The organism is Acinetobacter sp. CIP 102529 (assembly GCF_000368325.1).
GTDB lineage: Bacteria > Pseudomonadota > Gammaproteobacteria > Pseudomonadales > Moraxellaceae > Acinetobacter > Acinetobacter parvus.
The window spans coordinates 66,220-86,034 of record NZ_KB849355.1; the positions used below are offsets into that span (position 1 = coordinate 66,220).

Consider the following 19,815-nt stretch of genomic DNA (forward strand, 5'->3'; position numbering starts at 1 on the left):
AAATTTAAATAAAAAAACCAGCCTTAACGTAGGCTGGTTTCTTTATTTATGAGGCTAAAAGATAAAGTCGTTTAAAATGAAGATCAAACTCAAGGTATTTATGAACAAAAGCAGTCTTATCGGTTGTGCGTAGCAAATTGTCATACACAAATTCTGGAACAGGATGATAAAGCTCGGCTGTGCCATTGCTGTAAAAAATTTTTAAATAGCGTGAAGAAATATCATATTTCCAAGAGGTTACAACAACAGTTTTTTCCATATATTTGCCCCCATTTTAGTTTGATTATTTAGTACATACAAAAAACTCTTTATGTTTCATAATTTGACATTACTCCATTTAATGCAGGCTCACAATTGATAAATGAATTTCGTTATAAATTTATAAGTATAAGAATTGTAAAAATTTTGCTATCAAGCTGGGGGAGAGCGGATAAGAAATTTATATAAAGGCAGATAAAAAGAAACCACCCTAAAAAGAGTGGCTTCTGACGAGGTTGTTCAATCTAAAGAATTAGATTTTACCCACTAGGTCGATAGATGGAGCAAGAGTTGCTTCACCTTCTTTCCATTTAGCAGGGCAAACTTCGCCTGGGTGGCTTGCTACGAATTGAGCAGCCTTAAGTTTACGTAAAGTTTCTGATACATCACGAGCAATAGCATTGTCATGAATTTCAGCAGTTTTGATTACGCCTTCAGGGTTGATGATGAACGTACCACGTAAAGCTAAACCAGCTTCTTCGATATGCACATCAAAAGCACGTGTTAATTGATGTGTAGGATCACCAACTAATGGGAATTGAGCTTTACCTACAGCAGGAGAAGTTTCGTGCCATACTTTGTGAGAGAAATGAGTATCAGTTGTTACGATATAAACTTCTGCACCAGCTTTTTGGAATTCTGCATAGTTCTCAGCAGCATCTTCAACTTCTGTTGGACAGTTGAATGTAAATGCGGCAGGCATGAAAATAAGAACAGACCATTTACCTTTAAGATCAGCGTCAGTGACTTGAATGAATTCACCGTTACGGAATGCATCAGCTTTAAATGGTTTAACTTCAGTATTAATTAAGCTCATCATTGTCTCCATGATTGAGGTTTTATTGAAAGGCTAATGCCTTACTTGTTTACGAGGTCAAGAATAAATAATTTTTAGTTATTGGGGAAATAGTATTTTTACATGACTAAAATCGGAAAATTGAATGAATCAATATAAAACGATTTTCACCCTAAGATATAAGCTTATTTGACTCCAACAAGATGAAGTAAATATGACGAATACCTAAACTAACTTGTATAACAACATGCGGTCTATAGTATTAAAATTCAAGGGTAAAATTGAAAAAATCTAAAAATATATAAAAACAAAGATATATAGCTAAATTCTAAAAATATAACGCCAATCTCAACTTAAAATATTTGAATTTTATAATTTGAAACGACCTCATTCGAGTCTGGACAAAATGACTCCAGATGAGTTTTACTATGACCAGCGACCACAACAAAATAAGGTAGCTTAACTAGGGCAGAATATCACTTATAAATAAGCTTTTAGTTGTTCAAACAAGTGGGACCACCTCTTGCCGCAGGCGTTGACATTATTCGGGTGGGGATGTTCCTTAATGCCAAATATGGGATTCTGTTAACATGTTAGTTCAGCTTTAAATAGTCCTAAACATATCTGATCTTTAGGATGTATGATTTAGCTAAACTTAATAATAAGCCCAAACAGGATTTGGGCTTATTAGGTTGAGTTAAGGTTTATATAAACCATGATCAACAAGGTGCTGGCGCAGGATTCGTCGCAATTCCAGAATTGCTTCTGGCGTTTCCTGAATCGAGTGGCCGCCATGAATGATTTTTTCAGAAACAGCACCATCTAAATGGGCGCTTTTATAAGGCACAATCCCGTCAGTAATTACATTAGGGTCGTCACTCTTGGTGATGTTGCCCATAATTGAATGGAACACCAGACCTTTTTCTGGTGGAATATTGGCAGTCAATTCCATGAACTTGGACTTTTTGCTCAAGTCACTTGGACCATTCTGAATCACGTCATTGGTTAGGGTTTTTACGAAATCATTCAGGTCAACATCATCACTGGTCAAGGTATCTGCCAATGTGGTAAGGAATGTTGCAGGCAGGCGAATAATCTTACGTGCAGCCAGAGTAAACCAGCGATCCGCATAATCTGTCCCACGATGTGGTGCGGCCAGGAAAATGGCACGGTCAAAGTTGGTGATCGGTTTCATTTTCAGCCGTTCACCAATCACGGGATGCTTTCTCAAGCGGGTCTGTTGGCGATTGTTCATCATCGCCAGGGCCTGTTTGGAAATGTCGGCATCACTGACCAGTAAACGACTAATAATTCCGCCCATACTATGTCCAATCAAAACAGCGTCTTTCGCAGCCACATCTTTAGGATTGACGGTGGAAAAGGCTTGCTTGAGCAGGGCATAAATCTGGAAACGGCTTTCCAGAATCGGCATGTTGGTTGAATAAAAAACTTGCCACACCTGATAATGTTCACGTAGTACAGCATCCCCCATAATGTCGTTGGTCACGGCAATCCATGCTTCAGGGCTACTGGCCAGACCATGCACCAGTACAATGATCTTCTTGTTGGGATTGTAGGGTTCCAGCATATAGAGATGCGGCATGGTTAAATGCTGGTCACGGTCAATCAGCGTTAGGTATGCTGCCGCACGCAGATTATTTTCAGCCAGCCATAAACCATAGGGTGCGGAAAAATTGGCAGCTAATGAATACGGCTGGCCTGCGATATTGACTTTGTCAATGCTATACGGGTCATAGACCTTAATCTCAAATTCAGGGCTGGTTAAAACATCATTCACTGAAGCGGTTGGTTTTTTCGGCTGGGCAATGATGGTTGCCGCCAGATAACGGGCCTTGTGAATGTTTGGATTAGTACCTTTTGGATAATGATAGGTTAAAGGGTCAAGAATATATTTATTGTCATGCTGTGATGCATCACCAGAGGGAAATACCGCAACAAAGTCGGAGCCGAAACCGTCACGGCGGTTAATGGCCCTTAAACCAGAGAAATTCATGTTATAGCTTGAAATAAACTTCTCAAGCTTCATGTCCTGTAACCGTTGATAGGACTGAATATCAACGGTATAGGTGCTGTTAGCAATCTTAATGGTTGGGGTGATATTGGTGGTGGGGTTTCTTAGACTATGCACATTGACCAATTGGGTCAGCGCCTGATTGTAAAAATCCCGAACCTGAACCTGTCGGTTATCAAAAATCCGTTCCTGTGGCTTTCGGGAGGTTTTAAATAAATAGGCATAACTATAGCGGATACTTTTATCCAGATTTTCCAGTTGTTGGTCTAGACAGTTCTCATAATTTTTCTGGATAATTTTCTGGTCATCTTCAGACTTATGTTTGGTCAGCTTACTTATTTTACATTCAGATGAATCTGAAAGTGCCATGGATTTGGCCAGATAAAGTTCACTTGCTGTTGAGAGTAACTGTTCATCCAATATTTGTGGAATTTTATGTAGGTCGGCAACACATTCATTCGGTGTCTGTGAACAGACTCTGGCTTCCTTGCCCGACATGGACAGGACATTGAGGCTGGCTTCACTTAATTTTTTCTGGGTTAAAATACTGTTACGTTCATTGGCAATGGTGACATCAATCGCCTGTTGTTTAAGGCTGACTACCTGACAACCGCTCATGACCATCGTGCTCAGCAGGGTAATAACAAATAGGCGACAATTTGGAGTAAATGCTAGCATCGGAATTCAGCAAATTAAGTACGAAGATTAGAGCTATAATACGAAAAACGGTTGCTTTTTCAATCGGTATAAAAAAATAGACTGCTTAGAGCAGTCTATTTTTACAAAAAATCTGGATCAGTTTAGCACTTGCCATACATTCCAGCGTTTACCAGATTCCACTTCGCTAATAAGGCGGTCAGCCACTTCAGCTTCATCTGGATATTTCACTTTATAGTTCTTTAAGGTCTGGATGGCATTTTTCTTTTGTTCTAACCAAAGAAAGTTGTTTGCGGCAGAAAGATAGGCTTCCTGTACACCACCTTTAATGGCCTTGTCTAAATATGGAATTGCCTCACGCTGACCGCCGCCTTCAGACAAACCAAACCCAAACCAGAAGTTGGTTTCAGGGTCATTTGGACTGATCGCCAGAATACGCTGTGCATAATTCAGGGATTTGGTGGTGTACGCTGTTCCGAGGTCCATATTGCGTGCCATCACACTGGCTTTAAAGGCACGGGTCAACACATCCAGTGATGCATTTGGCTGTTCGGCTAGAGCATCCAGCTTTTGTGTAGTTTCTTTTAATTTAGCTTCGTAACCTTTACGTTCCTGACGGTCAGGGAAACGTGGTGGATAGTGACGGGCCTTGCCTTCAACCAGTTGCAGGAAATCATCAATTTCAGTCACATCAACTTCATTATCGCCTGCAAGCACGGCATATTTCATGCTGCGCTGTTTGCTGTTGACCGTTGGCACAATCAGTTTGTTCACTTCAAGTGTGGTTGATTTTGATGGGTCATTCTGTAGGCTTACCACCATTTTGGTCACAGGCTGTGCTGTTGCATCCTTAATTGCAAGCTCAAAACTTGGTGGCGCATCATAATTAACTGGATTCAAAGCATAAAAAGGTGGTGTTGGGTCTGGTTCTTTAAAAACAAAAGGCTGGGGTGCTGCTGCCACTTCCTTTTTTACAACAGGTGGGGTACCACATGCAGTTAAAACTGAAGTTGAAAGTACAAGTAATGCCAAAGGCTTAAAATTCATGCTTTATATCCATTAATTTTAGTGAATTAACTAGGTCGGTCGTTGGTTTTACTAGTCTAGGAAAAGCAAAACCAACTTGCAACGAGAAGCTTGTTACATTTCTTTATAAATAAGGCCTATTGATACCTATCTCTTATTATGTGGCAGATGTTTTGGTTTGGGCTTCACATTCACGCCTAACTTCCTCAATAATTTTTAGCTCTTCCTTGCTAAAAGGTTGAGTGGTTGCTTTCTGACCTTTATAGGTCGGGTCAAGTAAAGAAAGACGCTGGCATAGAACATTCATGCGCTTTTCATTTTGCTGCATTCGATCCAGTAACACCCGAATACCTTCCAGTAAAGGGTCTGTTTGCTCCTGAGTGGTGGCATAAGGCTGGAAACCGATGCTTTCAGCATAATCACGGCGGCGTGCTTCATCCTGCTCAATCTGGGTTTTATCCTTGAAAATGTATCGTGCAGGGTTGCCAACGGCGGTTACGCCCTCAGGAACTTCCTTGGTTACCACCGCATTTGAACCGACTTTTGCACCTTTATGGACGGTAAAGGGACCGAGGATTTTAGCACCTGCGCCCACCACCACACCATCTTCAAGCGTGGGGTGGCGCTTGCCTTTATTCCAAGTGGTACCGCCAAGCGTAACACCATGATAAAGCGTGACATCATCACCAATTTCGGCAGTTTCACCAATCACCACACCCATGCCATGATCGATAAAAAAACGTTTGCCAATTTTTGCGCCAGGATGGATTTCAATACCTGTGGCAAATCGGCTAAAAGAGGAAAGCAGGCGGGCGCAGCCTTTGTATTCTTTTTTCCATAGTTCATGTGCCATACGATGCATGATTAACGCATGAATCCCTGGATAGGTGGTGAGGACTTCCAGCGTATTGCGTGCAGCAGGATCACGTGCAAATACAGCCTGAATGTCTTCTTTAAGCTGTTTAATCATTGGAATGATCCTCCGTTGTTTTTTTCCATGAACCATTGGCTAAGGCCTGTACGCGGCTAAAGATTCCACGTAACAAATGATATTCCATACGATCTAATTGTATCCTTCCGAATAAACGGCGCAAGCGTAACGGCAGTAAACGGGGATTAGTTGGGTCTAAAAACTCAATTTCAGTCAGCATTTTTTCCAAATGGGGATAAAACTCTTGCATTTGCTGCTGCGTGACCAAAGGCTCATCCCACTGCATGCTTTGTTGTTGCTTGAGCTGCATGTGGTCATCAGGTGTTTGCGTAGCGGGTGCATTTTGTTCAAGGGAAGCCATACGCAGTTCATAGCATACCACCTGAATTGCCTGCGCTACATTTAACACACCATACTCAGGATTGACTGGAATGGTCAGGTGGTAATTGGCAAGGGCCAATTCTTCATTGGTGAGTCCACGGTCTTCACGGCCAAACACAATCGCGATATTTTGTTGTTGGCTGGCTGCCTGCAAGGCTTCTTTAGCCGCAGGGCGAACATCGAGTAGTGGCCACGGAATGGTTCGGCTGCGGGCACTGGTTCCAAAAACCAGATGGCAGTGCTGAATGGCCTGTTCCAGCGTTTCCACAATTTCAATCTGCTCAATTAAATCCTGTGCGCCTGCAGCAAGGGCATCAATGTCAGGATGCGGATATGTCTTTGGTGCAACAAGCACAAGCTTGGAAAGTCCCATGGTTTTCATGGCACGTAAGGCACTGCCGATATTGGCGGGTAGCGTGGTGTTCACCATCACAATACGCACATGATCCAAATGTTTGGACACTTGATTTTGGTCAAACAGGTTCATAGATTATCCAAAATTAAGAATATTGGGAGACTTCGGCTTGATAGAGGTCTAAAGCTTCGTCCATTGACATATTGTCAGGAGGTGGCGCAACAACCGCAACTTTTGGCGTTTCAACCACTTTGGCAGCTTTAGACTTGACCTGATATTCGATGTAAATCGCATCCTTGCCGAAATAGTCACGCAGTTTAGCGAGTAGCTCGTCAAGTGGGGCAACTTTCCATTGTGCGCCCAGCAGCAGTTCAGCGCTTGCAAAACTTTGCTCAAGCTGGATTTTCACCCCAATATGCTGACACATATCAATGTTGCAGTAAGGCAAAAGCATGCCTTGCAGATCTTTTGCCAAAGATTTACCCATCAGGTCATGTGCCAGGCGAATCTGAATGTTCTGTGCCCGTTTTTGCCGTATTTCATTTAAATTAAATGCCTTGCTTAAACGTGCCATCGGGCGGTCAAAGCCCTCACGTTCATAAATCTCACCCTCAATCACCACCACCTGTTCCAGTTTGATAATGTCTTTATGGCGCTGGAAACGTTCATGATTGCAGCTGATTTCAACACGGGCAGTGCCATCATCCAGGGTAATCATAATACGGTTCGGGAAGTTGGCAATATCCACCACCAGACCCGCAAAAATGCTGGTGACACCCCGTCTTGTTGGCGTCAGTTCGTTTAGTTTTACAGAAACAAATTGCTTGAGTTCAGCACGATAGATATCAATCGGGTGACCTGTTAAATACAGGCCCAGCGTATCTTTTTCACCTTTTAAACGGACTTCATCTGACCACGGTTTGACAGGTTTGGCTGGTTTACGCTGAACTTCCTCAACCTCACCAAACAGGTCCATAATTCCCGTTTCACGGTTGCTACGTGCCTGTTCAGCCGCCTGGACCGCTTCTGGAAGCTGTGCCATCAGGCTGGAACGTTCAATGCCCAGACAATCCAGCGCACCTGCACGGATCAAGGCTTCAAGTGTGCGTTTATTGATTTTTTTCAGGTCAATACGATGGCAGAAATCAAACAGGTCTTTATACGGGCCTTCCTTGATCCGTGAATCAATCACCGACTGCATTGCCTGTTCGCCCACACCCTTGATTGCACCCAACCCATAAACAATGGTGCGTTCATCACTGGCATGGAAATGGTATAGCGACATATTGACAGAGGGTGGCAACACGTCGAGTTTGTTGTTACGGCAGTCATCGATCAGGAATACAATGCTGTCAGTGTTCTGCATTTCCGATGACAATACCGCCGCCATAAATTCGGCAGGGTAATGTGCCTTTAACCATGCTGTATGATAGGCAACCAGTGCATAGGCTGCGGCGTGTGATTTGTTAAAACCATAGCCAGCAAACTTTTCCATATAGTCAAAGATATGGTTCGCGGTTGCCTCATTAATATCTTTCTTGGCAGCACCTTCAATAAAGATCTGGCGCTGTTTGACCATTTCCTCGGGTTTCTTTTTACCCATGGCGCGACGCAGCAGGTCCGCGCCACCCAGCGTATAGCCTGCACAGAACTGTGCTGCCTGCATGACCTGTTCCTGATACACCATGATGCCATAAGTGGGTTCCAATACACTTTCAAGCAATGGATGCAGATATTCAAACTCGCCACCATGCATACGGTGGATAAAGTCTGGAATCAGGTCCATCGGGCCAGGACGGTATAGGGAAACGAAAGCAATAATTTCTTCAAACTTGCTCGGTCTGGCTTCCTTGAGCATCTTTTTCATGCCCACGGATTCAAACTGGAATACCGCAGTGGTGTTTGCCTCGGCAAAAACCAGATAGGCATCTTTGTCATCCAGTTCAACATTGGCAATGTCGAGTGGGGTATCTGACTTGATTCTTTTATTAATATTCTGAACGGCATCTTCAATAACGGTCAGGTTACGCAAACCTAAGAAGTCAAATTTAACCAGACCTGCAGCTTCAACGTCATCTTTATCATATTGTGCAACGCGGTTAGTGCCATCAGCATCACATAGCACCGCGGAATAATCAGTAATTTTACCTGGTGCAATGACCACACCACCCGCATGCTTGCCTGTGTTACGGGTAATGCCCTCAAGCTTGAGCGCCATTTCCCAGATTTCGGCGGCATCATCATGATCTGGGTTGGATGGATTGGTGACGATATCCTTGAGCTGCGGCTCCATTTCAATCGCTTGCTTTAAATCCACACCCAGCGGTTTGGTTGGCACCATTTTGGAAATACGGTCAGCCAGACCATAAGACTTGCCCAGTACACGGGCAACATCACGAATCGCACCTTTGGCTGCCATAGTACCGAATGTTGCAATCTGTGAAACCGCTTCACGACCATAATGCTGTGCCACATACTCAATTACACGGTCACGGCCTGCAATGCAGAAATCCACGTCAAAATCGGGCATGGAGACACGTTCTGGGTTAAGGAAACGTTCAAACAGTAGATCATAACGCAGTGGGTCAAGGTCGGTAATCTTTAAGCTATAAGCAACCAGTGAACCTGCACCTGAACCACGACCAGGCCCCACAGGTACGCCATTATTTTTTGCCCACTGGATAAAGTCCATGACGATCAGGAAGTAGCCTGGGAATCCCATTTTCAGGATAATGTCGACTTCATACTTGATTCGCTCATCGTAGGGCTGGCGAACCTCTGCCCAGTCTTCACCACGTTTTTCAACTGGGTAAAGATGATTTAGACGTTCTTCCAGACCTGTACGCGACAAATGCTCAAAATAGGTGTCAATGGTATAGCCATCTGGAATTGGGAAGTCAGGTAGGAAATAAGTACCCAACTGTAAGCTGACATTGCAGCGTTTCGCAATCTCGTAGGTGTTTTCCAGGGCACTTGGAATGTCTGAAAATAGTTCAGACATTTGCTCGGCCGTTTTAAAATATTGTTCAGGGCTGTAGGGTTTGGGGCGTTTGTCGTCACTTAGGACATAACCATCGGCAATACATACACGGGCTTCATGCGCCTCAAAATCGTCCTGCTCAATAAAATGCACATCGTTGTGTGCCACCACACCAATTTGATATTTTGCGGCAAGTTTTGCAGCCTGTAGGATAAAATCCTCTTCGCCAACACGTTCGGTACGGGTCAGGGCTAAATAAACACGGTCGCCAAATTCCTCAATCCACGCTTCCAGTAACGGTTCAGCTTTCTGTGGGTTGGATGAGCAGAGCATCTTGCCAACATCACTGTGCTGACCCAGCAGAATGATCAGGTCTTGCGCCTGTTCGAGTATCCATTCTTTTTGTATGCAGGGTGTGCTGAGTTGTTGTCCCTCAATAAAACCACGCGACACAATCTCAGTTAAATTCCGCCATCCCTTGTTACTCATGGCAAGCAAGGTTGCGCGATGTTCAGCATCATTCAGGCGAATGACACTGCCCATAATAGGCTTGATGCCTTTACCCAGACATGCGCCGTAAAATTTTATCGCCGCATGCAGGTTGGACAAATCGGTGATGGCAAGCGCAGGCATTTCTTCTGCAGCAGCAACTTTGACCAAATCGGGTATGCGAACAATCGATTCGGTAATCGAAAATTCTGTATGTATACCGAGATGAACAAACTGCATAGTCAAGACGATCCTTTTTCAAACCAAGGCATAGTTTAGCATGCAAACTTATAATGACATGCTTAATATTTTGGCAAACTGTATGTCTATCTTGTTATTTGGGTTAAATTTGAAAAATAATTTTTTATTTTTATATGCTTATAAATCAAAAGCTAAGATGAATATATTTGTGGTTGGAATGTGATTGCTCAAATTTTATCTGTTTATGAATGGTGCTGGTTTCCAGCCTTGCTGGTGGGTGGGGGCAGTTAAAAATAGTGGAAACTTGTATGACATGGAGCGTTTTCAAGATTGAAAGGCAGCTTTTTGGCTGCTTTCAACCTTGATAAATAGAATGGAACTAAATGGTTCAGTTCAACTATTTGAGTAGGTTGCTAAAAATGATATTGCACCCAGATCAATCCAGAAAGAAATCTTTTTGTAGTTGTGTATGACCATCAACACAAGCATATTTAGAAAAATCCGTAATGCCAATTCTGGCTAAGGCCTGTTCATCGGTGAGGCTTTGTCCCGTAAGTTCACCTTTGGCGGTGGTATAAATCGCATAAGCCGCATCTGCCATAATTTCAGGTTTACGACTGACCTGTAAGGTATTTTCCTCACCTAGGTTTTTCGAAACAGCTGCCGTTGCAATATAGGTCTCAGGCCAAAGCGTGTTACAGGAAATTCCATAATGCTGAAATTCCTCTGCCATACCTAAAGTCAGAATTGTCATACCATACTTAGACAAGGCATAAGGCGAGAGCATGCCTAACCATTTAGGTGACATATTTACAGGTGGCGATAAGCTTAAAATATGCGGATGTTGTGCTTGTTTGAGATAGGGCAAAGCGGCCTGCGCACAAATAAAGGTTGCACGGTGGTTAATGGTTTGGATCAGGTCATATTGTTTTAAGGAAGTGGCTTCGACACCTGTGAGTGCAATTGCACCTGCATTGTTTATTAATACATCAATACCACCAAAGTTCCTGGCTGCTTGTTGCATGGCAGCATGAATCTGCTGTTCATCTCGCACATCTAAAAGTATGGGCAGAGCTTTGCCGCCAGCAGCATCAATCTCTTCGGCGACGCTATAAATCGTGCCCGTTAATTTCGCTGTTTCCACTTCAGTTTTTGCTGCAATGACAACATTTGCCCCAGCTTGTGCTGCTTTCAGCGCAATGGCTCTGCCAATTCCTCGGCTGCCACCAGTAATAAAAATAGTTTTTCCTTGCATATTACTCATGTAGATGTCCTATATTCGAGTTGTTATAAAAGCTGATTTAAATCATAAAAGGATGTGCAAATTTTTCTGGATTGTATAGCTGTCGTTGTTTGGCAATTTCAACAATGCGATGGCGTAACTGACGTTTGATTACGGCATAGGTTTGGCGATGCTTTTGTGACATCTCTTCAGCAAACTTAAATACTTCATTATTTAATGATTCGGCAGGGTGAATTTGATGAACCACATGTGCGTCTAAGCACTCAATCCCTGTCATGGATTTACCCGTTAATGACATCTCCCAGATCGCATGTTGATTGGGAATGAGCTGCACAATCTCTGCAATACAGTCAGTGAAAGGAATAGTGAGTTTGACTTCGGGAAAGCAAAAACGTCCTTTATCTGCCCGCATCAAGCGAAAATCACATGCAGATGCCAAGATTGCACCACCAGCATAAGCATTGCCGTTAATTTCCGCAATGACAGGTAGATTAAGCAAAGCCAAGCGCAGCAGCATATTTTCCAGTTGTAAGGTAAAGGCTTTTTTATCTTGCATGGATTGTTGCATTAACCATGCGAGGTCTAAGCCATTGCAAAATGTTTTGGGATGGTCGCTTTGAATGACTAGGCAAGCATTGTGCGAATCACGTTCGATTTCATCAAAGATCTCGATATATTCATTTAGCACATCTTGATTTAAGGCATTGTCCTGATCGCCATTGGTTAAGGTGAGAACATAAATAGACTGCTGTTGATCAAGCGTCATGGTGGTCATTGAAGCGCTTCCTCATTCTGCGATGGTTGATTGATTGCAGTCATTATTTCGAATAAAACACTCGCACAATAGGTGTGACTATGCCATATTGATGATCATTTTAGGACAGGGGATGTGCGATGCGAGATCCTTTTGGATTGTTTCAAGAAACCATCTCGGTTTCTTATGCACATCTATTATTAGAAATTGTGCATGATTATGCGATTGATACTGAAACAGTTTTGGCTGGTACAGGATTAATGCTCACAGAAATGAAACAAGCCGATGCCAAAATGAGTGCGCATCAATGGTCAAAGCTGGTGGTGAATGCTTTAAGGCTGACGGGAAATCCGCGTCTGGGCATTGAATATGGTTTTAAATTACGTCCCACTTCGCATGGAGCCTTAGGTTTTGCATTTCTGAGTTGTACGGATGTTGAAACTGCATTAACGCTGTGCCAACAGTATTTCTGTACACGAATCCAGAACTTTACCCCTGAATCGTATATTGATGAAGACTTTGTCTATGTCTATTTGGATGGTGTACATCCGGTTAAATTTGGCAATGAGCAGCAATCTGATCAATTACGACACTTTCTGATTGAGAGTTTGCTGTTTGGCGCAATTCATTTTCTTGGTGTATTTTCTAAAAAAATTGTTGAACGTTGTGAGGTCTTTGTCGATTGGTCCGATGCACAGAATTATAAACGTATCGATCTCTCCCAAATCAAGATTCATTTTAATCAGCAACGCAATGGTTTGCGTTTTCCCAAGCAATATCTGCATTGTAAAAATCCCAATGCTGATCAAGTCGCATTCCAGCAGGCATTATTATATTGCGAAAATGACAAACTTAAATTAGTCAAAGAAACAACGCGGGATCTGCAAAAAAGTATTAAATCTGAACTACTTTATAACTCAAGCAATGGTTATCCAACACTTCCTTTAATTGCGCAACGCTTGAATATGTCTGAACGAACCATCAAGCGACATTTACAGGCACAAGGAACGACGTTCTTGCAGATTTTGGCTGAGGTACGTTTTAGTCAAGCCAGGAAGTTACTGCAACAACCACAATATACTATTCAGAACGTTGCAGATCTGGTGGGTTATGAAGAAGCCACCAATTTTATTCGCGCTTTTAAAAAGATGTTTGGGGAAACACCGAGTCAGTATCGGAAAAGCTATTTGTCCAAAGCCACTTCATCCGACATCACCAACTGAATCGTTTTAATAAAAAGTTTTAGCGAATGCTGAATCTGTTCGGTCCATTCGAAAGAACAATTCATACGAATAAAATGTTGATGTGAGGGCAACACATTAAATAAGGGGCTTGGTGCAACGCCTACCTGTTGTTGAATCAGCTGTTCATAGACTTGCATACTGCTGACTTTGTCTGGCAACTGAATCCAGAGAAAATAGCCACTTGGATAGTTATATACCTTACAGTCTTTCGGTAGATGTTGTTTGAGATATTGAAAGAATTGTTTTTTATTCTTTTCCAAAGCCCGTCTAAGCGTTCTCAGATGCTTTTCATAATGATGATGGGAGAGAAACTCCACCAGCGCATTCTGGATCAGCGCATTGGCTGAAATGGTGCTCATCAATTGCAAATGCTGAATATGTTCGGAAAATTTGCCAGCATAGACCCATCCCATACGGAACCCCGAACCCAAGGTTTTGGAAAAAGAAGAGCAGTGCAACACCAGATTTTGCTGATCAAAATACTTCATGGGTAGCGGCTTTTGATTGCCATAAAACAGTTCTTCATAGACATCATCTTCGATCAAATGAATTTGATGTTCATGCAACAGCTTGGCGATTTTATATTTGATCTCATCACTGACCGTAAATCCAATCGGGTTATGGGCGTTTAGCATAAACCAGCAGACCTTAATTGGGTAATTCTTGATGACTTGCTCAAAGGCTTCAATATCGAAGCCATGCTGTGGGTGCTCAGGAAGAGTAATTACCTTTAAACCCAAGCGTTCCGCAGCCTGCCATGCACCATAAAAGATGGTTTGCTGTAGTAAAATATAATCGCCAGGCTGGGTAATCGCTTGCAGTGAAAGATTCAAAGCCTCTAAGCCACCAGATGTAATGACAATGTCATCTGCATCAGTTGGAATGCCTTGCATACAATAGCGTTGAGCAATCAGTTTTCTGAGTGCTAAATTCCCAGGCGGTAGGTTGCTGGTCTGATCATAACTATGTCGATTACGGGAAAGCTGTCCCATGATCTGAATCAGTTTGGGTGGATAGAGTAACTGACTATCTGGAAATGCAGAGCCTAGTAGGCTGACCTGTTTGGATTGAATCGACTTGAGGTATTTAAACACTAGTGAGTTAATTTCAACTTTGGGATTTAAAGAGACCACCGAATAGGCCTGTGGAATCTGAATATGATTCTGTTCAGCCACAAAATAACCCGACTTTTCCTTTGAATAAATCAGTCCCTGCGCTTCCAGCTCCTGATAGGCATTCATGACTGTGATGAGGCTCAAGCCTGAGCGTTGTACCTGTTCACGTAAAGATGGCAGTTTGCTGTGCGGTTCCCATGTCCCGTTTTGGATGAGAAGTTTCAGGCTATGCGCTAACTGTTCTGCTTTATACATAAGGTACTGAATCCAAAATGAGAACCTGTTTATGAGTATTGTGAGTAATTTATCTAATTTTATAACAGATGGGATGGAAATAAATCATCTGTTATATTTTTTTAGACAGCCTCTGTAGCTATTCAGCGATTGATATGTTCTACAAAATAACACCAAGAATGGTACGGCTTGTTAAATAATATACAAAACGTACAGATCAATCAGAAGACAATGGTTTGGCTGAAAGGTGTATAGGGCGATGTTTGTAACTAAAGAACTTAATGCGATAACCCAGCTTTTTCAGGATGGCGAGGTTTCGCAAGCAGTACAAGAACAGCTACATCTTGACTATGTAAATCTTGAAGCAACCTTGTTACGAGGCAAGGTATTAAGAGACTTTTCTAAAGAAAAAGTCGCTTATATTGTGCAAGCAAAAATAGAGGAAAATGACAATAATCTTGGGTATTTGTTTGCCCCATTTATTATTGCCAATTTAAATCAGCCCGTGATTTATACAACACCGATTTCAACCGCTGTTTTGGCGATCCTGAATCAATATTATCAGGCTGAGAAAAGTGTCAATTTAAAAATTGAAGAAGTGCTCCAAAGCCTAAAGCTTTATGTGGATTTGGTTGAACAGCCTAAAAAAGAAGCTGATTTTCTGTTTCGAGCTTTGGTTAAAGCCCTCTGTCGAACAGATATTTCCCATCTTTTCTTGATTACACATTTACCTGTAAATCAGGATCAAATTCAAATCTTGCAGGATTATTTGCAGATAAAAATTGACGTGATTTGCTGCGATACAACAGAACGTAGTGTTAATGATAAATTGATTAATACCCGAAAATTATTGTTTAAAAACAAAGATGAGTTTCATAAAACGATTTGTACTTTGTTTTCGAACCTGAATGCGCAACTGGTGGCACAGATTGGCCAGTTTAGCCAAAAACAGGCCACTCATTTAATTGAAGATATGTTTTATTCAGAACACATTTTTGAAAAGTTGTCGGTCTATGCTGAATATATGCAAACCCGTATTCAAAATGGTGCCAGTTACAGGGCATTATCCATGATGTAGATGATGCAGTATTGAATTTTAGTATTTAAATAGGAGCAGACGATATGTCTAAAGAGCAAGCAAAATTTCCATATCTCACCGTTGGAATCAGTATTTTATTAGGCTGTTTGTTTTTAGTCTTCTTCTTTCTTGCTGTTAGCAATGAGCCTGATTATATGCCATCGCAACAGAAGCAGAATACGACACAGATGCAAAAATCAATTCAACAGCATTAATCATTTAGGTGTCTAAAGCCGCAAAAGCCTAGAACATCTAGGCTTTTTGATTTCCACCATTTTATTTTAATGGCTGAGATTTTCTAAAAAACGTTGGATAATTTTTTGTGCCTGATTTTCCAATTGGGCTGCATAAAGCAGATTATCCTGTCTTAACTGGGGAATAGACAAATTGGCATGACGTATTTCGCAGGTATGACCAATCAACCATTTCTCAAAGCTGTTTTGATTCACTTCCAGATGAAACTGTAAGGCTAAAATCTGCTTTCCGATCGCAAAGGCTTGATGAGGATAAATAGCTGAACTCGCTAGCAAGGCTGCATTGTCTGGCAGGTCAAATGTATCACCATGCCAGTGCAACACATGGGTATCTTCAAGCGCTGCCAGAATATTTTCAGCAACAGGCTGAATGTCCAGTTTGCCCCAGCCAATCTCTTTTTGGTGTCCAGCATAGACTTTGGCACCCAGTGCATGAGCAATTAACTGCGCCCCCAGACAAATACCAATGGTGGGTTTATTGGCTGCCAAACGCTGTTTAAGCAACGCAATCTCATCAATCAGGAAAGGGTAGTCCTCAGTTTCATAAACACCAATTGGCCCACCGAGGATGATGGTTAAACCCTCATAATTGAGGGCTGGGCTGAGGTCGTCAACACCCGCTTCGAAATAACGGACGCGGAAGCCAAGTTGATAAAAAGCATCTTCCAGAGAACCTAAATCCTCAAAGGCAAGATGTTGAATTGCATAAACTGTTTTAGGTAATGAAACTGCCATCGTATTCATGGTTTATCAGGTCACTATATTGGAAGTGAGTTAAGGCATTTTTTGCTCAAGCCAGGCAAATAAATCCTGGTATACTTTTTCCCGTACTGGTGGGGCCGAAAGTACCAGATCATGCAAGCCGTTGTGTACTGATAAAGTCTGTATATCACCTTTCATTTTTTTGGCATTATTGGTCATGTCTTTGACATCAAGAATGACGTCGCTTTGCTGGGCATCAATTCCCCATTTTTTAGGGTATTTGGATTGATGTGAATGCATGATCAGGGTTGGAATATTCAGTGTAATCCCTTTATGGATTTCTTTTTGCGCTTCATGGATGGCATGCACAAAGCACAGTTGTACAAATGGCATGGATTCAGGTTTCCATTCCAGATTAAACTCCCATTCACCATGAAATTTTTTATGCAAACTTGGTACATACCACGGGTTTAGGCCACTTGGAAACTTGGCATTTGGGAAACGCTTGCCAAATTCACTCAGCAATGGAATTCCCACTTTTTTCTCAATGATGCTCTTAAAGAAATCATAAAATGGACTATTTGCCCATAACGCCTTAACCAGACGATGGTCAGGATAATGTGCTGCATATAGGGTTGTGATCAAGCCACCTGTTGAATGTCCAGCAAGCAAAACCTGATTATGGTTTTCCTGACCGATGATCTCCAGTGACTTGCTGATTTCAGCATCATATTCACGTAAATCCCGCACGTAATACAGGGTTTGATGCGGTAATTTGGAACGCCCATATTTTCTAAGGTCAAGTGCGTAGAAGTCATAGCCATGCTGGTTGAACTGTTCAGCCATTTCTTTTTGAAAGAAATAATCGGTAAAGCCATGAACATACAACACAGCCTTTTTGGTGGCCTGAGCAGCTTTTTTTCTAACCAATGTGGCAACAACTTTCCCATCATAATCATCAGCAAAGTTCAGGGTCAGTTGCTGATAACCATTCCCTAGGATATCTGGTTGATAAGTATAAAAATTTGAAGTATTCATTTTTGATATAAAGTCTAAATTCATTCATCAACACATTAAATGAAAACATCTGGATGTCAATGGCAATCTGAGATATGAATGGTTTTCCAGATCGGTTTAGGTTTTTATTTTTGAGAAAAAATCGGTAAGCTATGGGTTGCTACTTTTACCTGATGAAATTATGAAACAAGAGACTGCACTGAAATTATTGAAAGCTGGAGAAAATGTTTTTTTAACGGGTTCAGCAGGTGCAGGAAAAACCTATACGCTTAATCAATATATCAATTACCTCAAGGCACGTAAGGTGCCTGTTGCTATTACTGCATCTACAGGGATTGCCGCAACGCACATGAACGGGATGACCATTCATACCTGGGCGGGTATTGGAATTAAAGACAGTTTGAGTGATGATGATCTCAAGCGTATGAAAGAGCGAAAATATTTAAAAGAGCATCTGGAAAATGCGCAGGTTCTCATCATTGATGAAATCTCAATGCTGCATGCCAAGCAGCTGAATCTGGTCAATCAGGTATTAAAATACTTTAAAGAGAGTGATGAGGCGTTTGGCGGTATTCAGGTCATTGTCGCTGGCGATTTTTTCCAGTTGCCACCAGTCGGGCGTAATGGTGAAGCCAATCGGGATAAATTCTGCTTTATGTCTGAGGCTTGGGTGGAGGCGAAATTTCGGGTGTGTTATCTCACCGAACAACACCGTCAGGATGATGAAATCCTCAACCAGATTTTAAATGCGATTCGGGCGCAGAGTATTCAGGCCGAACATATTCGAGCGTTACAGCAATCACGCCAGCACGATATTGGTGAAACCTTTACCCGTTTATATACCCATAATATGGATGTAGATAATATTAACTATCAACGTCTCAATGAGATTGACAATGAAAGCCATCAGTTTAATGCGGTGCTGGATGGTAATGAAAAGCTGATTGAAACATTGAAATCGTCTGTACGTGCGCCTGAAGAACTGACCCTAAAAAAGCATGCCAAGGTAATGTTTGTGAAAAACAACTTTGACCTTGGCTATATCAATGGCAGCTTGGGAGAAGTGATTGGTTTTGAGGAAGATGATCAGAACGGTATTTTGCCTAAAGTAAAATTGACCGATGGTACAACTTTATTGGTTGAGCCAGAAACTTGGTCGATTGAAAATGAGGCAGGCAAGGTGATTGCCAGTTTTCAGCAGATTCCCTTACGTTTAGCCTGGGCAATCACCATCCATAAAAGTCAGGGCATGACACTGGAAGCCGCAGAAATCAACCTGACCCATACCTTTGAAAAAGGTCAGGGCTATGTGGCTTTGTCGCGGTTAAAGTCCCTGAATGGTTTAAAACTACTGGGTTTTAATGATCAGGCTTTAGAGTTGGATAGTCTGGCCATTAAGGCGGATCGCCGTTTTCAGGAACTTTCTACTGAAGCCGAAGTCAATTTTGAAAACGTTGATTTAACCACACAGCAAAATGCATTTATCCGTCATTGTGGTGGTACGCTAAATCCGACTGAAATTAGCCGTAATGAGAAAAAGCTCAGCAAAGGTGGAAAGCAAAGTTATGCCACCGCGACTCTGGATGAAACCAAGGCACTGTTTGAAGAGGGTTATGATATTGAAGATATTGCCAGTGAAAGAGGGCTGACTCCTGCAACCATCATCAATCATTTGGCACGCTTGCACAAAGAACAGAATCAGGATATTTCAGTGGCCCATCCTGGCGATGAAGTAGTGGAAGAGGTGCGCAAAATCTATAAGAAATTGCAAAAACGCCAAAATCCTGAACATTTCACTGAAGATGGCTCAATCAAGCTGCGTCCAATTGTAGAGGCAACCAGTCCACGTATGGCTTATGATCAAGTGCGTTTAGCCCTGTTGTTTATTGAATAGGATGAATAAATGCCATACCTGATTCAAGGCAATGATTTAGACATTATTTAATGGCTTTTATTCATGCCAAATAGGGTTTTATCCATTGGAGCGTAAAACCTCGGGGTTTAGCCCGAGGATATAAGCGACTGGCGTAAGCCATACGACATGAAATGTCGTTTTAAATACTTTTGC

16 protein-coding genes are annotated in these 19,815 nt (G+C 42.1%); 4 read left to right on the plus strand and 12 right to left on the minus strand.

The window, feature by feature from the left end; translation table 11 throughout:
* Positions 1–46: 46 nt before the first annotated feature.
* From F972_RS05365 to F972_RS05405, 9 genes are all read right to left on the minus strand, one after another.
* On the minus strand, positions 47–259 hold the full coding sequence (locus F972_RS05365) for a KTSC domain-containing protein (protein ID WP_004662566.1): 213 nt from the start codon (positions 257–259) through the stop codon (positions 47–49).
* 252 nt (positions 260–511) lie between these two features.
* Positions 512–1,075, minus strand: coding sequence for an alkyl hydroperoxide reductase subunit C (gene ahpC / locus F972_RS05370; RefSeq protein WP_004677913.1), 564 nt, complete (start codon positions 1,073–1,075; stop codon positions 512–514).
* A 676-nt stretch (positions 1,076–1,751) separates the two neighbouring features.
* Complete coding sequence (locus F972_RS05375; RefSeq protein WP_171062518.1) at positions 1,752–3,764, minus strand: esterase/lipase family protein; 2,013 nt, start codon at positions 3,762–3,764, stop codon at positions 1,752–1,754.
* Positions 3,765–3,881: 117 nt separating this feature from the next.
* Positions 3,882–4,790, minus strand: a complete 909-nt coding sequence (locus F972_RS05380) for an ABUW_2363 family tetratricopeptide repeat lipoprotein (protein WP_004677909.1) — start codon at positions 4,788–4,790, stop codon at positions 3,882–3,884.
* A gap of 136 nt (positions 4,791–4,926) precedes the next feature.
* Positions 4,927–5,739: a serine O-acetyltransferase gene (cysE, locus tag F972_RS05385; protein ID WP_004681014.1), complete on the minus strand. Its 813-nt coding sequence runs from the start codon at positions 5,737–5,739 to the stop codon at positions 4,927–4,929.
* Positions 5,732–6,568 carry an RNA methyltransferase gene (locus tag F972_RS05390; RefSeq protein WP_004681012.1) on the minus strand — a complete coding sequence of 279 codons (837 nt, stop codon included), beginning with the start codon at positions 6,566–6,568 and terminating at the stop codon, positions 5,732–5,734. Before F972_RS05390 ends, cysE begins: the two co-directional genes overlap by 8 nt.
* A gap of 13 nt (positions 6,569–6,581) precedes the next feature.
* Positions 6,582–10,145, minus strand: coding sequence for a DNA polymerase III subunit alpha (gene dnaE / locus F972_RS05395; RefSeq protein WP_004681010.1), 3,564 nt, complete (start codon positions 10,143–10,145; stop codon positions 6,582–6,584).
* A gap of 397 nt (positions 10,146–10,542) precedes the next feature.
* Positions 10,543–11,370 (minus strand): SDR family oxidoreductase, encoded by an 828-nt coding sequence (locus F972_RS05400; RefSeq protein WP_004681008.1) that lies wholly within the window; start codon positions 11,368–11,370, stop codon positions 10,543–10,545.
* Between the two features lie 37 nt (positions 11,371–11,407).
* On the minus strand, positions 11,408–12,124 hold the full coding sequence (locus F972_RS05405; RefSeq protein ID WP_004681006.1) for an enoyl-CoA hydratase/isomerase family protein: 717 nt from the start codon (positions 12,122–12,124) through the stop codon (positions 11,408–11,410).
* Positions 12,125–12,243: 119 nt separating this feature from the next.
* On the opposite strand from F972_RS05405, the gene F972_RS05410 reads away from it, so the two are divergent.
* Positions 12,244–13,326, plus strand: a complete 1,083-nt coding sequence (locus F972_RS05410; RefSeq protein WP_004758265.1) for a helix-turn-helix transcriptional regulator — start codon at positions 12,244–12,246, stop codon at positions 13,324–13,326.
* Here F972_RS05410 and F972_RS05415 read toward each other — a convergent pair.
* On the minus strand, positions 13,287–14,717 hold the full coding sequence (locus tag F972_RS05415) for an aminotransferase-like domain-containing protein (protein WP_004681004.1): 1,431 nt from the start codon (positions 14,715–14,717) through the stop codon (positions 13,287–13,289). The genes F972_RS05410 and F972_RS05415 overlap by 40 nt on opposite strands.
* A gap of 238 nt (positions 14,718–14,955) precedes the next feature.
* On the opposite strand from F972_RS05415, the gene F972_RS05420 reads away from it, so the two are divergent.
* A complete protein-coding gene (locus F972_RS05420; RefSeq protein ID WP_004681003.1) occupies positions 14,956–15,774 on the plus strand; it encodes a hypothetical protein in 819 nt (272 codons plus the stop codon).
* A gap of 44 nt (positions 15,775–15,818) precedes the next feature.
* Positions 15,819–15,989 (plus strand): cbb3-type cytochrome oxidase assembly protein, encoded by a 171-nt coding sequence (locus tag F972_RS16010; RefSeq protein ID WP_004677895.1) that lies wholly within the window; start codon positions 15,819–15,821, stop codon positions 15,987–15,989.
* A 66-nt stretch (positions 15,990–16,055) separates the two neighbouring features.
* On the opposite strand, the gene F972_RS05425 is transcribed toward F972_RS16010, so the two are convergent.
* Together F972_RS05425 and F972_RS05430 are read right to left on the minus strand one after the other, a co-directional pair.
* Positions 16,056–16,772 (minus strand): glutamine amidotransferase, encoded by a 717-nt coding sequence (locus F972_RS05425; protein ID WP_004769201.1) that lies wholly within the window; start codon positions 16,770–16,772, stop codon positions 16,056–16,058.
* A gap of 30 nt (positions 16,773–16,802) precedes the next feature.
* Complete coding sequence (locus tag F972_RS05430) at positions 16,803–17,768, minus strand: alpha/beta hydrolase (protein WP_004769203.1); 966 nt, start codon at positions 17,766–17,768, stop codon at positions 16,803–16,805.
* 160 nt (positions 17,769–17,928) lie between these two features.
* Between F972_RS05430 and F972_RS05435 the strand changes: the two genes are divergently transcribed.
* Positions 17,929–19,641, plus strand: coding sequence for an AAA family ATPase (locus tag F972_RS05435; RefSeq protein WP_004769205.1), 1,713 nt, complete (start codon positions 17,929–17,931; stop codon positions 19,639–19,641).
* Positions 19,642–19,815: the final 174 nt, after the last annotated feature.